This is a genomic window from Armatimonadota bacterium (assembly GCA_031459715.1).
Classification (GTDB): Bacteria; Sysuimicrobiota; Sysuimicrobiia; order Sysuimicrobiales; family Humicultoraceae; genus Humicultor; species Humicultor tengchongensis.
Genome location: JAVKIA010000007.1, coordinates 84,246 through 99,957 on the forward strand (window position 1 = coordinate 84,246; position 15,712 = coordinate 99,957).

The window sequence follows — 15,712 nt, forward strand, 5'->3', positions numbered from 1 at the left end:
CCGCGTCAGGAGGTGCCGGTGAGCAGGCGCAGCGCCTCGCGCAGGATCGTCTCCGGCTCGGACATCCTGCCCATCCCCTCACGGCCCGAGGCCAGCCGCCCGTACTCCGGCCCGACGATGTGTGCCCCGCGGCTGCGCAATTTCTCCAGGTGCTCGTCCACCGTGGGGTGGGCGTACATCAGGTCGCTCATGGCCGGGGCAATCAGCAGCGGCGCGCGCGTGGCCAGGGCGGTGGCGGTGATCAGGTCGTCGGCCAGGCCCAGGGCCAGCTTGGCCAGGGTGTGCGCCGTCGCCGGGGCGATGATGAAGAGATCGGCTCGCGCGCCCAGCGTCACGTGCGGTTCCTCCCAGGGATTCTCCGCGGCCCATAGGTCGGTGAGCACAGGCTGCTGGGAGAGCGCGCGGAAGGTGAGGGGCTGGACGAACTGCGTGGCCGCAGCGGTCATCAGCACGTGCACCTCCGCCCCCTCCTGGCGCAGGCCGCTGACCACGTACCCCACCTTGTAGGCGGCGATGCCGCCGGTGATCCCCACCAGCACCACCTTGCCCGCCGCCTTGCCCCGCTGGTTCACCGCCGCTCCCCGCCCGACTCCGCCGCGCCCACGGGGCGGTCCGGCCGGGCCATGCGTTCCGCCAGCAGCGCCAGGACGTCCACCAGGTCCTCCGCCGACCAGAACCCTGTGTCCAGGACCACGTGATAGATCGAGAGGTTGGTGATGTCCACGCCGTAAAGCGTGCGGTAGCGCTGCCACTCGCTGGCCTCCCGTTCCCGCAGGTCGCGCTCGGCCGCCTCCACCGGAATGCCCTCCCGCTGCGCTACCCGAGCCGCCCGCACCGGGAGGTCCGCGTGCAGCCAGACCTTCAGGTCCGCCGGCACCATCCACCCGGCCAGCCGGCTCTCCACGACGCAGCGGCCAGCGCGGGCCATCTCCGCCTGCATCCGATCCACGTCCCGGTCGACGGTGGGGTCCTGCTCCGCCAGGCGGTTCAGCTCCAGCACCGAGAGGCCCCGCTGCCGCGCCATCTCCCGGAAGGCCTCGCCTGCCGAGAGATATCGGTAGCCCAGCCGCTGCGCCAGGGCCCGCGCCACCGTGCTCTTGCCCACCCCGATTGGCCCGGCGATGGCGACAATCACGGGCGCCCAGGCAGGGTCACTCCGCCGACTCCTCCTCCGGCTCGCGCGCCGCAAAGCGGTGCGCCACCGTCTCCGGCTGCACGGCGGAGAGGACCACGTGCCCGCTGTCCGTGATGACCACGGCGCGGGTGCGCCGCCCGTAGGTGGCGTCGATGAGCATGCCCCGCTCCCGCGCCTCCTGGATGATGCGTTTCACCGGCGCGGAATCGGGGGCTACGATGGCGATAACCCGGTTGGCGGCGACGATGTTGCCGAACCCGATGTTGATCAGCCGTGGCTCCATGCGCACCTGGCGACGTCTCCCCTCCCCCGTGCCTACTCCACGTTCTGCACCTGCTCTCGCAGGCTTTCCAGTTCCCCTTTGATGGCGATCACCGATCGGGAGATCTCCAGATCGTTGGCCTTGGCCCCGATGGTGTTGGTCTCCCGTCCCATCTCCTGCAGAAGGAATTCGAGCTTCCGTCCCACCGCGCCTTCCCCCGCCATCGCCTCACGGTAGTGCGCCAGGTGGCTGCGCAGCCGCGTCACCTCCTCGGTGATGTCGCTGCGCTCGGCGAGGAGCGCCAGCTCCGCCGCCAGCCGCCCCTCATCCAGCGGCACCTCACCCAGCAGCTCCGTCAGGCGCTGCCGCAGGCGTCCCGCGTACTCGGCCACCGCCACCTGCGCCCGCTGCGCCACCTGCTCCACCAGCGCCTGCACCCGATCCAGCCGTGCCACAGCGTCGGCGGCCAGCCGGGCGCCCTCCTCCGCCCGCATGCGCAGCAGCTCCTGCAGCGCCGCGGCGACCACCCGCTCCAGGTCGGGCCACAGCGCAGTGACATCCTCCCGCGCCTCCTCCAGCCGGACCACTTCGGGGAAGGCCAGGAGGTGGGGCAGCGTCACCTCGCCGCGCAGGCGCAGCGCCCGCTTCACCTGGCGCGTCGCCGCCAGGTACTCCCGGGCCAGGGCCAGATCGGCGCGCACCGCCCGGGGACGGCCACCCGGGGCCTCCCGCGACACGGTGACCTCCACGCGCCCCCGCTGGATCCCGCGCTGCACCACCCCGCGGACGCGATCCTCCAGCGCCGCCAGCTCCCGGGGCAGCCGCACCTGGATCTCCGTGAAGCGGTGGTTCAGCGACCGCATCTCCACGCTGATCCGCCCCCAGGGCGTGTCCGTGACCGCCGCGCCGAATCCGGTCATCGAACGCATTCCCACACCTCCCGCTGGGTGCTTCGGTCTTGCCCTACCCTCTCCTTCCCCGCTTGCCATCCCTTGCCCGGAGGGAAGGGCGCAGACTAACGTGACATGGGAGTGCACCCGCCATGGCAGCGGAGCCGTTCATCCCTCCGACGTTCGACAGCCTGGTACTGGCCGCGGTGGCGCGGGAGATCGGGCAGCGCCTGGGCGGGGCCCGCGTCAGCGGCGTGCTGCAACCCGATGCGGCAACCGTCGGCCTGCGCCTGCGCACGCGCGGGGGGACCGCGGGGCTTATCTGCTCCATCCACCCGCGGTGGGCCCGCTGCGTGATCGCCTCTCTCCCCGATGGCCGCTCCCACCAGGCGTTCGCGTTGCAGCTCCGCGCCCGGCTGGCAGGGGCGCGGCTGCGTGCCGTTGCGGTGGAGCCCTTCGAGCGGGTCCTCGTGCTCACGTGGGAGACGCTGGAAGGCGACCTCCGGCTGATCCTGGAGCTGATGGGCCGGCACTCCAACCTGCTTCTGGTCCAGGAGGAGCGCATCGCCGGCGCTCTGAAGACGGTCACACCGGCGATGAGCCGGGTGCGGCCGGTCGCCGCCGGCCAGCCCTACGTCCGTCCGCCGCGGGACCGCCCCACCCCTGCGGAAGTGGACCCGGCGGCGTTGCGCCGGTGGCTGGCGGAAGGCCGGCCGCTGACCGAGACGCTGGTGTCGCGCCTACTTGGCCTCAGCCGGCCGCTGGCCGCACACCTGGCCCTGGCCGCGGGACTGCCGCCGCAACAGCCCGCGCCTCCGCAGGCAGCCGAGGTGCTCTTGGGCAGACTGCTCGACCTGGCGGATCTCGCCCTGACCGGGGCCTTCTCCCCCGTCTGGTACGCGGACGGCACCGGCCGCCCGGTGGCCTACGCTGCGATTCCTCTGCTCACCTACCGGGAGCTCACCCCGCATCCCGTCGGCTCCATGAGCGCGGCGGTGGTGCGGGTGGTTGAGGAGCAGGCACGCGCTGCGGTGCTGGGTGAGCACCGGCGGGCGCTGCTGGGCCGCATCGCCGACCGCCTGGGCCGGACGGAACGCGCCGCTGCCCAGGTGGAATCGCACCTGACCGAAGCGGCGGAGGCGGACCGCTGGCGTCGCTTCGGCCAGCTCCTGCTGGCCTACGCCTCGACCGTTCCGCCCGGCGCCACCGCGGTCACCGTCCCCGACTTCGACGGGAAGCCGGTCACGATCCCGCTCGACCCGCAGCGCAGCCCGGTCGCCAACGCGCAGGCCTGCTTCAGGCGCCATGCCAGGGATGCCGCCAGCCGCCGGATCCTTCCGGAGCGTCTGGCCGCCCTGCGGCAGGAGCGCGCCTACCTGGAGCAGATGCGCACCCTCGCTGAGCTGGCCACGACTCAGGAGGAGATACGCACGCTTGCGCACGAACTGGAGGAGGCAGGAGTCCTGCGGCAGCCCGCCGACCGGCGAAAGCGTTCGGCGGAGAGGGCGTTGCCGCGGACTTTCATCACTGCCACGGGGCTGCGCATCCTGGTCGGGCGCAGCGGCCGGGAGAACGACTACGTGACCTTTACTCTGGCTCGGGCCGACGACCTGTGGTTGCACGCGCGCGGGATGCCCGGCGCGCACGTGGTCCTGAAGACCCACGGGCGGACCCCCAGCCCGGCCGACGTGGAGACGGCGGCCGAGGTGGCGGCGTACTTCAGCCAGGGGCGGGATGCCGCCAGGGTGCCCGTCGACGTGGTCCTGAGGCGTCACGTACGCAAGATGAAAGGAGCGAGACCGGGGATGGTGACCTACCGGCAGGAGCAGACCCTCATGGTGGCCCCGAGGCTCCCGCAGCCCGCGGCAGTCAGTGCCGGGCAACAGGAAGGACCGGGAGCGTGAGCGCGGTCGCCATCATCGGGGGCACCGGCCACCTGGGGCTGGGGCTGGCGGCGCGCTGGGCGCAGGCCGGACGCCGGGTGATCATCGGCTCGCGACAGGCGGCGAAGGCGCTGGCAGCGGCGCAGGAGGCGCTGGCGCTGACAGGTGAGAGCACCGACGGCGCCATCAGCGGCGCCCTGAACCGAGAGGCGGCCGCCGCCGCGGAGGTGGTCGTCCTCACCATCCCCTTCGCGGCGCAGGCGGCCATCCTGTCAGAGGTGCGGCCGGTGGTGGCGGGCAAGGTTGTGGTGGACACCACGGTGCCGCTGCGGCAGTACGCCCCCCCACTGCTGGAGGAGATCCCCGCGGGGTCGGCGGCCGCGCAGGCCCAGGCCCTGTTGCCAGAGGCCCGGGTGGTGGCCGCGTTGCACACGGTCTCGCAGGCCGTGGTGCGGCGGGTCGGGCAGCCTCTGGAGGGGGATGTCCTCATCTGCGGAGATGATGACGAGGCTAAGGCCGTGGTGGCCGCGCTGGTGGCGGACCTGGGGGCGCGGGCGCTGGATGCTGGAGGTTTGACCCAGGCGGCCACCCTGGAGCGCCTGGCCGCCCTGGTCATCGGGCTCAATCAGCGGTACCGCCGCCGGGCCGTCGGGGTGCGCTTCACCGGGATCTGAATGCGTCAGCCGCGGAGCCGGTCCAGCGCCGCGGTCATGTCCTCCGGAAGCGGCGCCTCCACGTCCACCGGAGCGCCGCTGCGTGGGTGGGTGAAGGTGAGGCGGTAGGCGTGCAGCGCCTGACGATCCATCCCCCAGGTCTCGCGCCGCCGCCCGTAGATCCGATCTCCGACCACGGGATGCCCGATGTGGGCGAAGTGCACGCGGAGCTGGTGCGTGCGGCCGGTGAGTAGCGTTGCCTCCACCAGAGCGGCCGCGGGGAACTGCTCCACCACTCGGTAGCGTGTCACCGCCGCCCGCCCTTCCGGCACCACCGCCATCCGCTGGCGGTGGTGCGGATGGCGGGCGATGGGTGCCTCGATCGTCCCCTCCTGCGGCACAGGATGGCCGTGCACCAGCGCCAGATAGCAGCGGGTCACGGCCCGCGCCTTGATCGCCGCCTGCAGCGCGCGCAGCGTCGCCTCGTTCTTGGCTACCACCAGCAGGCCGGAGGTGTCTTTGTCCAGCCGGTGGACCACCCCCGGACGGAGGACGCCGCCGATTCCCGCCAGGCCGGGGACGCGGGCCAGGATGGCATTGACCAGGGTGCCCCCCGGGTGCCCGGGCCCGGGGTGGACCACGAGCCCCGGCGGCTTGTTCACCACCAGCAGGTCGGCGTCCTCATAGCGTACGTCCAGGGGCATCGGCTCCGGACGCAGAGCCGACGGGGACGGGGCAGGGATCTCCACCGTCACCTCCTGGCCGCGGCGCACCCTGGCCGCCGGCTTGCGCACCTCCCCCTGCACGCGGACGTGGCCGGAGACGATCAGGGCGTGAATGCGCGAGCGGGACAGCTCCGGGAGGCGGGCGTGCAGGAACACATCGAGCCGCGATCCGTCGTGCGCCGCGTCCACAGCCAGCCGCTTGCGCTCGCCCACCGGGCGGGCTACGCAGGGGGAGACGGGGGGATCGGCGGTTGCACCACAGGGCCGGCGCCCTCCCCCGGAGGCGGGACGGCGGGCTGTCCCCGCCGGCCCGTACCCACCAGGCCGACCAGCGCCAGGAGGGCGACGACCCCGCTGGCCACCTGGGCCTTGGTCAGGGGGCCAAACACCAGCGGGCTCTGCACGAAGAACTCCACCACGAAGCGGCTGACTCCCTGCAGGAGCAGGAAGGTGAGGAAGAGGCCTCCCCGGGGAGTCTCACGCTGCGCCCGCAGGACGAAGTAGATGGCCAGCGCGGCAATGAGCAGGTAGATCTGCGTGGGGTGCACGCGCTCGAACCCCACCTGCACCGCCCAGGGGACGGCGCTGGGCTTGCCCATAATCAGCGGGTTCTGCGGCGTGCTGTGCAGCAGGGCCCCGATCATCCCCACCCCGTAGCCCACCGCCAGCCCGGGCGCGGCCGCATCCAGCAGCGCCGCGGTAGAGAGGCCGCGGGGGCGCGTGTACAGCCAGGCCACCCACACCCCGCCCACCAGCGCCCCGTAGAAGGTCAACCCTCCGTCGCGCCAGATGGCCAGGGCGGCGCGCCAGTCCTGGGCGAAGGTAGCGAAGTTTGCCAGCACGTAGCCGATCCGCCCGCAGATGATCCCGGCGATGATCATGTACAGCGCCAGGTCCAGCATGGCGGCGCTGTCTACGCCCGCAGCGGGGCTGCGCCGCCGGGTCATGGCGATCCCCACCCAGAATGCCACCAGGAGGAGGAGGCCGAAGGAGGAGACGGGCAGCGGGCCGATGCGGAAGAGAACCGGGTTCATCCCTCACCTCGATTCCGGCGGAAGAGCGCCAGCAGGAGGATGGCGCTGCCGCAGACTACGGCGCTGTCGGCCAGGTTGAAGACCGGCCAGATGCGCAGGTCCAGATAGTCGACCACGTATCCCAGCCGGATGCGGTCGCCCAGGTTCCCTGCCGCACCGCCGAGCAGCAGCCCGGCCGCCACCCGGCTCCACCGGTCGTGTTTCCGGCGGCCCTCATTGTAGGTAACGAGAAAAATCACGGTCAAGGCAACCAGGATGATGATCGCGGGTGGGGCGCCGCTCATTAGCCCGAAGGCAACGCCGGTGTTGCGCACGTGGGTGAGGAAGAGGACCCCGGGGACGATGGGGATGCTGGCGCCGGGGAGGAGCAAACGGACGACCAGTGCCTTGACCCCCTGGTCCAGCACTACCACCAGCAGGGCCAGCAGGACCGCCGGCAGCCAGGGGTGACGGGAGGAGCCCCGGGGGCAGATGCTAGAGCCGGGTGGCGTTGGCGCGCTCTTCCCTCGCCTTGCAGTCGATACAGAGCTTGGCGTACGGGATGGCCCGCAGCCGGTCCGCATGAATGGGCTGGCCGCAGTGCTCACAAATGCCGTACGTACCGGCGTCCATCCGCGCCAGCGCCTCCTCCACCTGCGTCAGGAGGGCCTGCACGCTGGACTCGATGGCGAAGCCCTTCTCCCGCTCGAACGTGTCGCCGGCGACGTCGGCGAAGTCCTCGTCGTAGGACCCGCCCAGGTCCATCCCCGCCTGGTGCTCCAGCTCCGGCTGGTGCTCCTCGATCGCCTCCAGCTCCTCAGTGAGGCGCTGGCGCTCCTCTTCCAGCCGGAGGCGCAGCTCCTTGAGGTCATGCTTGCCGATGGGCTTGACGGGGCGAGGGCGTGCCAGTACCCGCGCACCCGGCACCGTGGCGGGCCCCGGATTTCTGGACGCCAGCCGGGTGGCGACAGAGGCCCGCCCGGAGGGCCGCGGGTCGTTCTGGCGGGAGCGGGCTGTTGCCCTCTTCCCCTTTCCCGCCTTCCTGGCCTTCAGCCTTCCTGGCATAGAAGCCTCCCTAGAGGGCCGAATAGCCGCTTTGCGCGGCTAGGGACCGATTACTTGCGCGTACGGCGTCAAACCTTGGCCTATCTTATCTGAGCGCCCGAGAAGGCGCAAGAGGGTTCATTCGGGCCCCTCCGGGGAGAGGAATGGCGTCTCCGGGCAAGGGAGTATTGCCTCCGGCGAGCGAAGTGGCACCTCCACCGTGGCCAGCGGGAGTGCAGCCTCCGCCGTGGCCAGCCGGACGGCCGCCTCCGCCAGGACCAGGGTGGAGTCCAGCACGGGAACCCCCAGGGCCTCCTCCGGCAGCACCAGGGGGAGTTCCGTGCACCCCAGGATGATCGCCTCCGCCCCTGATCGCACCAGTCCCCGGGCCACCTCCACGCCCGTTGCCCGCAGCTCCTCATCCACCGCCTGCGCCTTCACGGCGCCGATCAGCCGGTCAATCACCTCCTGCCCGGAAGGGTCGGGGACCAGCACCTCGGTGCGCCGCGGTCGGAAGGCCTCCTGGTACAGACCCGTGGCCACTGTCGCCCGGGTGCCCAGCAGCCCCACCCGCTGCATCTGCGGGAAGCGGCGGGCCGCTGCGGCGGCCACCTCCCGCATGATGTGCAGGACCGGCACGCGCACGGCTGCCTGGACCGCCGAGTGATAGTGGTGGGCCGTGTTGCAGGGGATGGCGATCAGCTCGGCCCCCGCCGCCTCCACGGTGCGGGCTGCGGCCACCAGGGCCGGGGTAGGGTCCTCGCCGCCCTCCAGCACGGCCAGGGCCCGGTCGGGGATCTGCGGGTTGTTGTCGATGACCAGGCGCAGGTGGTCCTGGTCGCGCCGCGCCGGGGTAAGCCGCAGGACCTTGGCAAAGAAGTCCAGGGTGGCCCACGGCCCCATCCCGCCCACGACGCCGATGGTGCGACGCACGCTGCCAACCCCAGAACGCCCGGAAGACTTACTCGTCTGTACGCCGACGACTCGCCACAATTGTACCGGCCGCGGCGGCCTGTCGCCACTTCCTTCCGAAGACCTGCCGGTCGTTCCGCCGGAGCAGGATATGCCTTACTGTGATCCGGGAGAGCGCTGTGCCGGCCGGGCCCATCCGGGACCGGCCGGGTGCACCGCCGGTCAGGCTGATCCGCCTTCAGTTTGTGAAGGAACGAGGAGGAAGACGTGAGGGCACCCCTTCGGGTGGTCGCGGTCGACCTGGGAGCTGAGAGCGGACGGTGTGCGGTCGGGGAGTTTGACGGCTCGACGATCCGGCTCGCTGAAGTCCACAGATTTGCCAATATCCCGGTACAGCTCCCCGACGGCCTCCATTGGGACGTCCTGCGGTTGTTCGAGGAGGTCAAAGTCGGGGTCCGCCGGGCCCACCTGGAGGGGGCGCTGGCGTCCCTGGGTCTGGACACCTGGGGTGTGGACTTCGCCCTCCTCGACCGCGACGGAGCCCTCATCCACAATCCCTACCATTATCGGGACAGGCGCACGGAGGGCATCCTGGATATAGCCTTCCGACGTGTGCCGCGGGAGGAGATCTTTGCTCGCACCGGAATCCAGATCATGCCCATCAACACCCTCTACCAGCTGCTGGCCATGGCCAGGTCGGCCGCGCTGGAGCACGCGCACCGGCTGGTCATGATGCCCGACCTGTTCAACTACTGGCTGACCGGCCAGGTGGGCTGCGAGTTCACCGAGGCGACCACCAGCCAGTGCTACGATCCCCTGGCCGGAGGATGGGCGCTGGACCTTTTGGAGCACCTGGGCCTGCCCACGCATCTCTTCCCCGGGATCGTCGCCTGCGGCACCCTCCTGGGGCCGGTGCATCCCAGCCTGGCCGAGGAGGTGGGGGAGCCAGACCTGCGGGTGATCGCCACCGCCTCCCATGACACCGCCGCCGCCGTAGCGGCGGTGCCTGCGGCCGGCCCGAACTTCGCCTTCGTCAGCGCCGGCACCTGGTTGCTCATCGGAACCGAGGTCAGCTCTCCCCAGATCACCCCGCAGACCTTCAAGGACAACTTCACCAATGAAGGAGGCGTGGGGGGTCGTTTTCTTCTCATGCGAAACGTCACCGGATTGTGGTTGCTGCAGGAGAGCCTCCGACACTGGTCGGCCAGGGACGAGGGGCTCACCTACGACCTGCTCACCCGCGAGGCCGAAGAGGCTGCGCCATTTGGCCCAGTGGTAGATCCAGACGACGAGAGCTTTCTCCGGCCCACCGACATGCCCTTGAGGATCCGGGAGTACTGCCGGTCTAGCGGGCAGCGTGTCCCCGAGAACCGCGGAGAGGTCACCCGGTGTATTCTTGAGAGCCTGGCATTGAAATGTCGCTGGGTGGTGGACCGCCTGGAGCGTCTGCTGGGCCGAGGTATCGAGGTTATTCATATGGTCGGAGGAGGGTCGCGTAACGCTCTGCTCTGCCGGCTCACAGCCGGCGCCACCGGACGTCCCGTGGAGGCGGGGCCATTGGAGGCCACGGCCATGGGCAACGCGTTGACCCAGCTCCAGACTTTGGGGCAGATCCACACGCTGGAGGAGATGCGCCAGGTCGTCCGGCAGTCGGTAACCGTCACTCCCTATGCGCCCGCAGACCGGGACCGCTGGGCGGAAGCCTATGACCGCTTTCTCCGCCTGCCTGCGGTTCGAGCGGTGCCCTGAGAGTCGGCAACGGGGAAAATACCCTGTCCGCCTGATGCCGGGGCTGGACGGAATTGCTAGCATCGAATCCGCCTGAGTCCAGAGAGCTCACGGGACAAAGCTACGGCGTCGGACCCCCGCATGCAGCCCGGACAGGGCTGGGGCGAGCGGGGGAGGCGAAGGGAGGTGAGAACCAAGATCGTGTGGACCGCGCCAGATCTACCTGGGAGGGGGTAGGAGAATGAGCTCGGGTAGTGTTGTGAGGGTCGTTCTGGTGGCCTTGCTCGCTGTGTTTCTCTCCCTTGGAGCCGGTCAACCGGCTGCGGGCCAATTGCAGAGGGAAGTCGTGGTGGTGGTCAAGATTGCCGGAATCCCCTGGTTCAACAGGATGGCCGTGGGCGTGGAGAAGGCGGGCAAGGAGCTTGGCATAAAGGCCTCCCTCGTCGGGCCCGCCACGGCCGACGCCGCGGCGCAGGTGGCCATGGTCGAGGACCTGGTGAACAGGGGGGTGGCGGCTATCGCCGTCGTCCCCACCGACGCCAAGGCGCTGGCCCCCGTTTTCACCCGCGCCCGCCAGAAGAAGATCGCCATTCTCACCCACGAGTCGCCGTTCGAAACTGCGGCCATCGACTGGGATGTAGAGACCATCGACAGCGACGCCTACGGGCGCCTGGCTGTGGACGAGATGGTACGGGGCCTGCAGGGAATCGGCGCCAAGTGCTCGCAGGCCAGCCCCTGCGGATTCGTGATGCTGGTGGGCGGTCTGACCGTTCCCCTGCACAACTACTGGGCGGACGTCGCGTTGAAGTACGTCAAGGACAAGCATCCTACGCTGAAGGAGCTCACCTCCCGACTGCCCACGGCAGAGAGCGTGGAGGATTCGCGCCGCGCGGTCCTGGACCTCTCCAAGACTTATGGCGACAAGCTCAACGGGGTGATCGGATGGGGAAGCCTCGGGCCCCTGGGCGCGGCGGCGGCCGTGCGGGAGAAGGGGTTGAAGAACAAGGTCGTGGTGGGTGGCAGCGCGATCCCCTCCTCAGCCGTCACCTACCTGACTGACGGGTCGATGAAGTGGGCACAGCTGTGGGATCCGGCCGACGCCGGGTTTGCCATGGTCTACATCGCCAAGCAGATGATTGACGGTAAGAAGATCACCGCTGGCATGCAGATCCCGGGGATCGGCACCACTGCCATCAAGGGGAAGGTCATCAGCGCCAGCAAGATCCTGCTCATGCGGACCGCCGAAGACGCCAAGAAGGCAGGGTTCTAAGGCGCATCCCGCGAGGGGTGGAGACGTGGGTCTCCACCCCTCTCCTCCACCGAGCGGGGCGGTTCGGGGCCCCGCGACTCCGGCTGCACGACTCCTCCAGCCGCCTCCCGCCCACCTCGCTTGCCCGGCGGACCGCTGGCTTCCCGGGAGGCCAGGACGCGATACAGTGGAGGGGGTGGCCGGACCGGGATGAGCGGGGTCTTCCTGCGAGCGAACCATCTCAGCAAACGCTACGGGGGTGTCATCGCCCTCCACCAGGTTGACCTCACCGTGGAGGAGGGCGAGGTGCACGGACTGGTGGGAGAGAACGGGTCCGGCAAGAGCACGCTGGTGAAGATCATCACCGGGGTCGTGCAACCTGAGGCGGGAGCGAAGATCGAAATGGGCGGGGAGCATTTCCGCGGCCTGACCCCATACAGTGCGCTCCGCAAAGGCGTACAGGTGGTGCACCAGGACCTTTCCCTGTTCCCCAATCTCTCCGTTGCAGAGAACATCGCCGTCGTGCAGCACGTCGCCGGGGGCCGCAGGGTGGTTAGCTGGAGCACGATGCGCCAGATGGCGGTGGCCGCCATGAGGAAGATCGGCGTGGAGTTAGACCCGGACGTCCCGGTGGGGTCATTGCCCGTGGCAGACCAGCAGTTGGTGGCCATCTGTCGGGCTCTGGCCAGCGACGCCCGGCTCCTGGTCATGGACGAACCCACATCGGCTCTTACCCGCGCAGAAGTGGATCGGCTGTTTGGCGTCATCAAAGAACTGCAATCCCACGGAATCGCCATCCTGTTCATCAGCCACAAGCTGGACGAGGTCCTGGCCATCAGCCAGCGTATCACCGTGCTCAGAGATGGCCGGAAGATCGGTACCCTCCCCAGAGGGGAGGTGGACCGGGAGAAACTGGTCCGCCTGATGACCGGTAAGGAGATCGCCTATGCGAAGACCCCGTCGCGAGGCCACCCCGGTGATGCCGTGCTGGAGGTGAGGGGTCTCTCCAAGAGGGGAAACTTTGCTGACATCAGCTTTACGCTCTTTCGAGGCGAAGTCCTGGGCATCATCGGCCCACTGGGCTCCGGCCGGACCGAGCTGGCGCTCTCCCTCTTCGGCATGAATCCGCCCGAGGCGGGGACGGTGCTGGTGGAGGGGAAGCCGGTGACCCTGGCGGTAAACGGAGACGCGATCCGGCACGGCATCGCCTACGTGCCTGAGGACAGGCTGAAGCAGGGGCTGGTCATCAACCAGTCGGTGGGCAACAACCTGATTCTCACCGCCCTGGACAGGCTGCGCGGCCGGCTGGGGCTCCTGGACCGTCGCCGCGGCAGGCAGTTCTGCGACCAGGCGGTGACGGAGTTCGACATCCGTCTACCTTCTCTGGATGCGCCTGCTCGCACCCTTTCCGGAGGAAACCAGCAGAAGACAGTTATTGCCAAGTGGCTGTCCATCAAACCGAGAATCCTCATCCTGGACGGTCCCACCATCGGCATCGATGTGGGAGCGAAAGAGATGATCTACGAGATCATCCGCAACCTGTCCGGGGAGGGAGTGAGTATCATCCTGATCTCCGATGAAGTCCAAGAGGTGCTCAGCAACTGCGGGCGCATCCTGCTGATGAAGCATGGCAGGATCACCCGGGAATTTGCCAACGATGATGTCTCCGCAGAACAGCTCCAGCAGGCGCTGGTGAGCTGAGGGAGGACGGCATGCAGGCTGTGCTCCGGGAACGTATCGTCAGGCGCACCGAGTCCTACCTGCTGGGCGTCCTGGTGCTCCTCTCGTTGCTGCTTTCCGCACTCAGCCCGGCGTTCCTGACGCTGGAAAATGCCTTCGACATCCTGCGCAACTATGCGTTCCTGGGCATCCTCGCTCTGGGGGAACTGGTCGTGCTCATCTCCGGGGGTATTGACGTCTCCTTCATGGCCGTGGCCACGGTGGCGCAGTATGTCATGGCGGTTGTGATCACCCGATACGCCATCGACAGCGTGCTCGTGGCGTTCCTCTTGCCGCTGCCTGTGGGAACAGCCCTGGGCGCGCTCAACGCGGTCCTGATCCACTACACCCAGGTCCACCCGGTGATCATCACCATCGCCACGCTGAGCGTCTACTACGGCATCCTGGTGTTCGTCACAGGGGGGACCTGGATCTACAACCTCCCGGCATCCTTCTTTGAATTCTCCCAACTGAAGGTTGTCCGTGTCGTCGATGACGCGGGGATCGCCCACGGTCTATCGGTCCTGACGGTCCTGTGGATCCTGGCCATCGCCCTGACTTGGTTCATTCTGAACTATCTGCCCATCGGGAGGAAGGTCTACGCCCTGGGAGGAAATCCGGAGGCTGCGCGACGCGCAGGGTTCAACATCTTCTCCATCCGGCTCTTCGTCTACTCCTACATGGGCTTCCTGGCAGGACTGGCGGGGTTTGTCCAGGGACAGCTGACCCAGCTCATCCAGCCCAACTCCATGGTGGGGCGGGAGCTGGACGTGCTCGCGGCAGCCGTTCTTGGAGGCGCCAGCGTCTTCGGCGGGGTGGGGACGGCCGCCGGAACGGTGCTGGGCGTGCTCACGGTGGCCATTGTGCGCAACGGCTTGATCCTGCTGAAGATCTCTTCCTACTGGCACGAGGTGGTCATCGGCATGATCCTGGCTTTCGCCGCGGGCGTCACCGCGTACCAGGGCAAGCAGCGGTCCCGCAGGATGGTGCGCATCGATGTTCGCTAACCGCCTGGCCCTCCCCGCCAGGCACGCAGAGACGGCCGTCCTGGTGCTGGTGCTGGGCGTCACCCTTGCCTTCATGACCGCATTGACCGCGGGGAAACTGCTGCGGCTGGAGAGCCTGGAGGCCATGGCGTTTCAAATCCCGTTGCTGGGTGTCCTGGCGCTGGCCCAGATGCTCCCCATGCTCACGGGGGGCATCGACCTGGCGGTAATCTCGACGGCAAATCTCACCGGCATCTCCACGGCGCTCATCCTCACCCGGCTCCCCGCACCTTATGCCACACCCCTGGGCATCGTGGTGGGTCTGGGAGGGGCGCTGGTGGTGGGGACGGCAAACGGCGTACTGGCAGCCATGCTGGGCGTATCGCCTCTCATCGGCACGCTGGCGACGATGATCCTGGTGAGAGGCGTGGCCCTGGCCATCACCCGCGGGTATGTGATCGCCGGTTTTCCCCAGGACTTCCTCTTCCTGGGCGGGGGATCTCTGGCAGGCTTGCCCATGCCCTTTGTGATCTTCGGGCTGGCCGCGGCGGCCATGGCGGTACTCCTGAACCGTACGCCGTTTGGGGTGAGCGAGTACATGCTGGGGTCCAACCCCGTGGCTACGCTGTTTTCCGGCGTGAACACCAGGGCGCTGCTGCTCAAGACCTACCTCATCTCCGGATTGCTCGCCGGCATCGCCGGGCTGATCATGATCTCCCGGTTCAATGCCGCCCAGGCCGACTACGGAGCGGGATTCCTCCTCCTGACGGTCCTGATCGCCGTTCTGGGTGGAGTGGACCCTGCAGGCGGTGTGGGGACCGTCCTGGGGCTGGTGATTGCCGTGGTGATCCTCCAGCTTGTGGCCACGGGCTTCAACCTGGTGGGCCTGAGCCAGCATCTGGCCAATGCGCTGTGGGGGGTCATCCTGATCCTCGTGATCATCTTCCGTCGGGCGCTTCCGCGCACCGGTCCGGGCCGCTCGTGATGTCCCCGGTTCCGCCCGGAGGCGCAGTGAGAGACGAGATGAAGGAGAAGGAAGAGGAAGATGCCACCCAATCGCTGGGATGATGGGGCAGCCCGCCGCCTTCCGGCGTTGGACGGCCTGGTCTATCGCAGCAGGCTGCTGGGGGAGGACCGCAGCGTGGTCAACATCTACGGCGGGAACACCAGCGCGAAACTGCCCGCAGTCGACCATCTCGGTCGCGCAGTGGAGATCCTCTGGATCAAAGGCTCCGGCGGAGACCTGGCCACCATTACCGAGCAGGGCTTCGCCGGGCTGCGGCTGGCGGACATCTTGCCCCTGGCAGACCGAGAGGTCATGAGCGACGAGGAGATCCTGGACTACCTGGCACACTGCACCTTTGCCCTGCACCGCCCCCGGCAATCCGTGGAGACGTTGCTGCACGCCTTCCTGCCGGCGCGGCACGTCGACCACACCCATCCTGACGCCATCCTCAGCCTGGCCTGCGCTGCCAGCGGGCGCGAACTGTGCGCAGAGCTGTGGGGCAACCGC

17 protein-coding genes are annotated in these 15,712 nt (G+C 68.8%); 8 read left to right on the plus strand and 9 right to left on the minus strand.

The annotated features are described in order from the left end of the window. Positions 1-5: 5 nt before the first annotated feature. From QN152_04735 to QN152_04750, 4 genes are read right to left on the minus strand one after another with little or no spacing between them, the layout of a single operon-like run. The gene (locus QN152_04735; GenBank protein ID MDR7538822.1) at positions 6-572 is read right to left on the minus strand and encodes a flavoprotein; all 567 of its coding nucleotides are present in this window, start codon (positions 570-572) and stop codon (positions 6-8) included. Further along, positions 569-1,135, minus strand: a complete 567-nt coding sequence (locus QN152_04740) for an AAA family ATPase (GenBank protein ID MDR7538823.1) — start codon at positions 1,133-1,135, stop codon at positions 569-571. The genes QN152_04735 and QN152_04740 overlap by 4 nt, the downstream gene beginning before the upstream one ends. A gap of 16 nt (positions 1,136-1,151) precedes the next feature. Beyond that, positions 1,152-1,418, minus strand: a complete 267-nt coding sequence (locus QN152_04745; GenBank protein MDR7538824.1) for a DUF370 domain-containing protein — start codon at positions 1,416-1,418, stop codon at positions 1,152-1,154. Positions 1,419-1,450: 32 nt separating this feature from the next. Next, positions 1,451-2,326 (minus strand): YicC/YloC family endoribonuclease, encoded by an 876-nt coding sequence (locus QN152_04750; protein MDR7538825.1) that lies wholly within the window; start codon positions 2,324-2,326, stop codon positions 1,451-1,453. Between the two features lie 113 nt (positions 2,327-2,439). Here QN152_04750 and QN152_04755 point away from each other — a divergent pair, with 113 nt between their 5' ends. Beyond that, positions 2,440-4,191, plus strand: coding sequence for an NFACT family protein (locus QN152_04755; protein MDR7538826.1), 1,752 nt, complete (start codon positions 2,440-2,442; stop codon positions 4,189-4,191). Beyond that, positions 4,188-4,844, plus strand: a complete 657-nt coding sequence (gene npdG, locus QN152_04760) for an NADPH-dependent F420 reductase (GenBank protein MDR7538827.1) — start codon at positions 4,188-4,190, stop codon at positions 4,842-4,844. The genes QN152_04755 and npdG overlap by 4 nt, the downstream gene beginning before the upstream one ends. Before the next feature lie 5 nt (positions 4,845-4,849). Here the strand turns inward: npdG and QN152_04765 are convergent, their stop codons facing one another. From QN152_04765 to QN152_04785, 5 genes are all read right to left on the minus strand, one after another. Further along, positions 4,850-5,761 carry an RluA family pseudouridine synthase gene (locus tag QN152_04765; GenBank protein ID MDR7538828.1) on the minus strand — a complete coding sequence of 304 codons (912 nt, stop codon included), beginning with the start codon at positions 5,759-5,761 and terminating at the stop codon, positions 4,850-4,852. A gap of 8 nt (positions 5,762-5,769) precedes the next feature. After that, positions 5,770-6,582: a prolipoprotein diacylglyceryl transferase gene (locus tag QN152_04770; GenBank protein MDR7538829.1), complete on the minus strand. Its 813-nt coding sequence runs from the start codon at positions 6,580-6,582 to the stop codon at positions 5,770-5,772. Next, entirely contained in the window at positions 6,579-7,145 is a 567-nt protein-coding gene (gene lspA / locus QN152_04775) for a signal peptidase II (GenBank protein MDR7538830.1), read from the minus strand. Before lspA ends, QN152_04770 begins: the two co-directional genes overlap by 4 nt. After that, positions 7,057-7,626 (minus strand): TraR/DksA C4-type zinc finger protein, encoded by a 570-nt coding sequence (locus QN152_04780; GenBank protein ID MDR7538831.1) that lies wholly within the window; start codon positions 7,624-7,626, stop codon positions 7,057-7,059. The genes lspA and QN152_04780 overlap by 89 nt, the downstream gene beginning before the upstream one ends. Positions 7,627-7,743: 117 nt before the next feature. Further along, positions 7,744-8,538: an amino acid racemase gene (locus QN152_04785; protein MDR7538832.1), complete on the minus strand. Its 795-nt coding sequence runs from the start codon at positions 8,536-8,538 to the stop codon at positions 7,744-7,746. 246 nt (positions 8,539-8,784) lie between these two features. Here QN152_04785 and QN152_04790 point away from each other — a divergent pair, with 246 nt between their 5' ends. The 6 genes from QN152_04790 to QN152_04815 form a co-directional block, all read left to right on the plus strand. Next, positions 8,785-10,266 (plus strand): rhamnulokinase family protein, encoded by a 1,482-nt coding sequence (locus QN152_04790; protein ID MDR7538833.1) that lies wholly within the window; start codon positions 8,785-8,787, stop codon positions 10,264-10,266. A gap of 325 nt (positions 10,267-10,591) precedes the next feature. Then, entirely contained in the window at positions 10,592-11,515 is a 924-nt protein-coding gene (locus QN152_04795; protein ID MDR7538834.1) for a substrate-binding domain-containing protein, read from the plus strand. 189 nt (positions 11,516-11,704) lie between these two features. Continuing rightward, positions 11,705-13,195 carry a sugar ABC transporter ATP-binding protein gene (locus QN152_04800; protein MDR7538835.1) on the plus strand — a complete coding sequence of 497 codons (1,491 nt, stop codon included), beginning with the start codon at positions 11,705-11,707 and terminating at the stop codon, positions 13,193-13,195. A gap of 11 nt (positions 13,196-13,206) precedes the next feature. After that, the gene (locus tag QN152_04805) at positions 13,207-14,220 is read left to right on the plus strand and encodes an ABC transporter permease (GenBank protein MDR7538836.1); all 1,014 of its coding nucleotides are present in this window, start codon (positions 13,207-13,209) and stop codon (positions 14,218-14,220) included. After that, on the plus strand, positions 14,210-15,184 hold the full coding sequence (locus QN152_04810) for an ABC transporter permease (GenBank protein MDR7538837.1): 975 nt from the start codon (positions 14,210-14,212) through the stop codon (positions 15,182-15,184). The genes QN152_04805 and QN152_04810 overlap by 11 nt, the downstream gene beginning before the upstream one ends. A 60-nt stretch (positions 15,185-15,244) precedes the next feature. Further along, a partial coding sequence (locus QN152_04815) for a class II aldolase/adducin family protein (protein ID MDR7538838.1) occupies positions 15,245-15,712 on the plus strand: 468 nt, incomplete at its 3' end.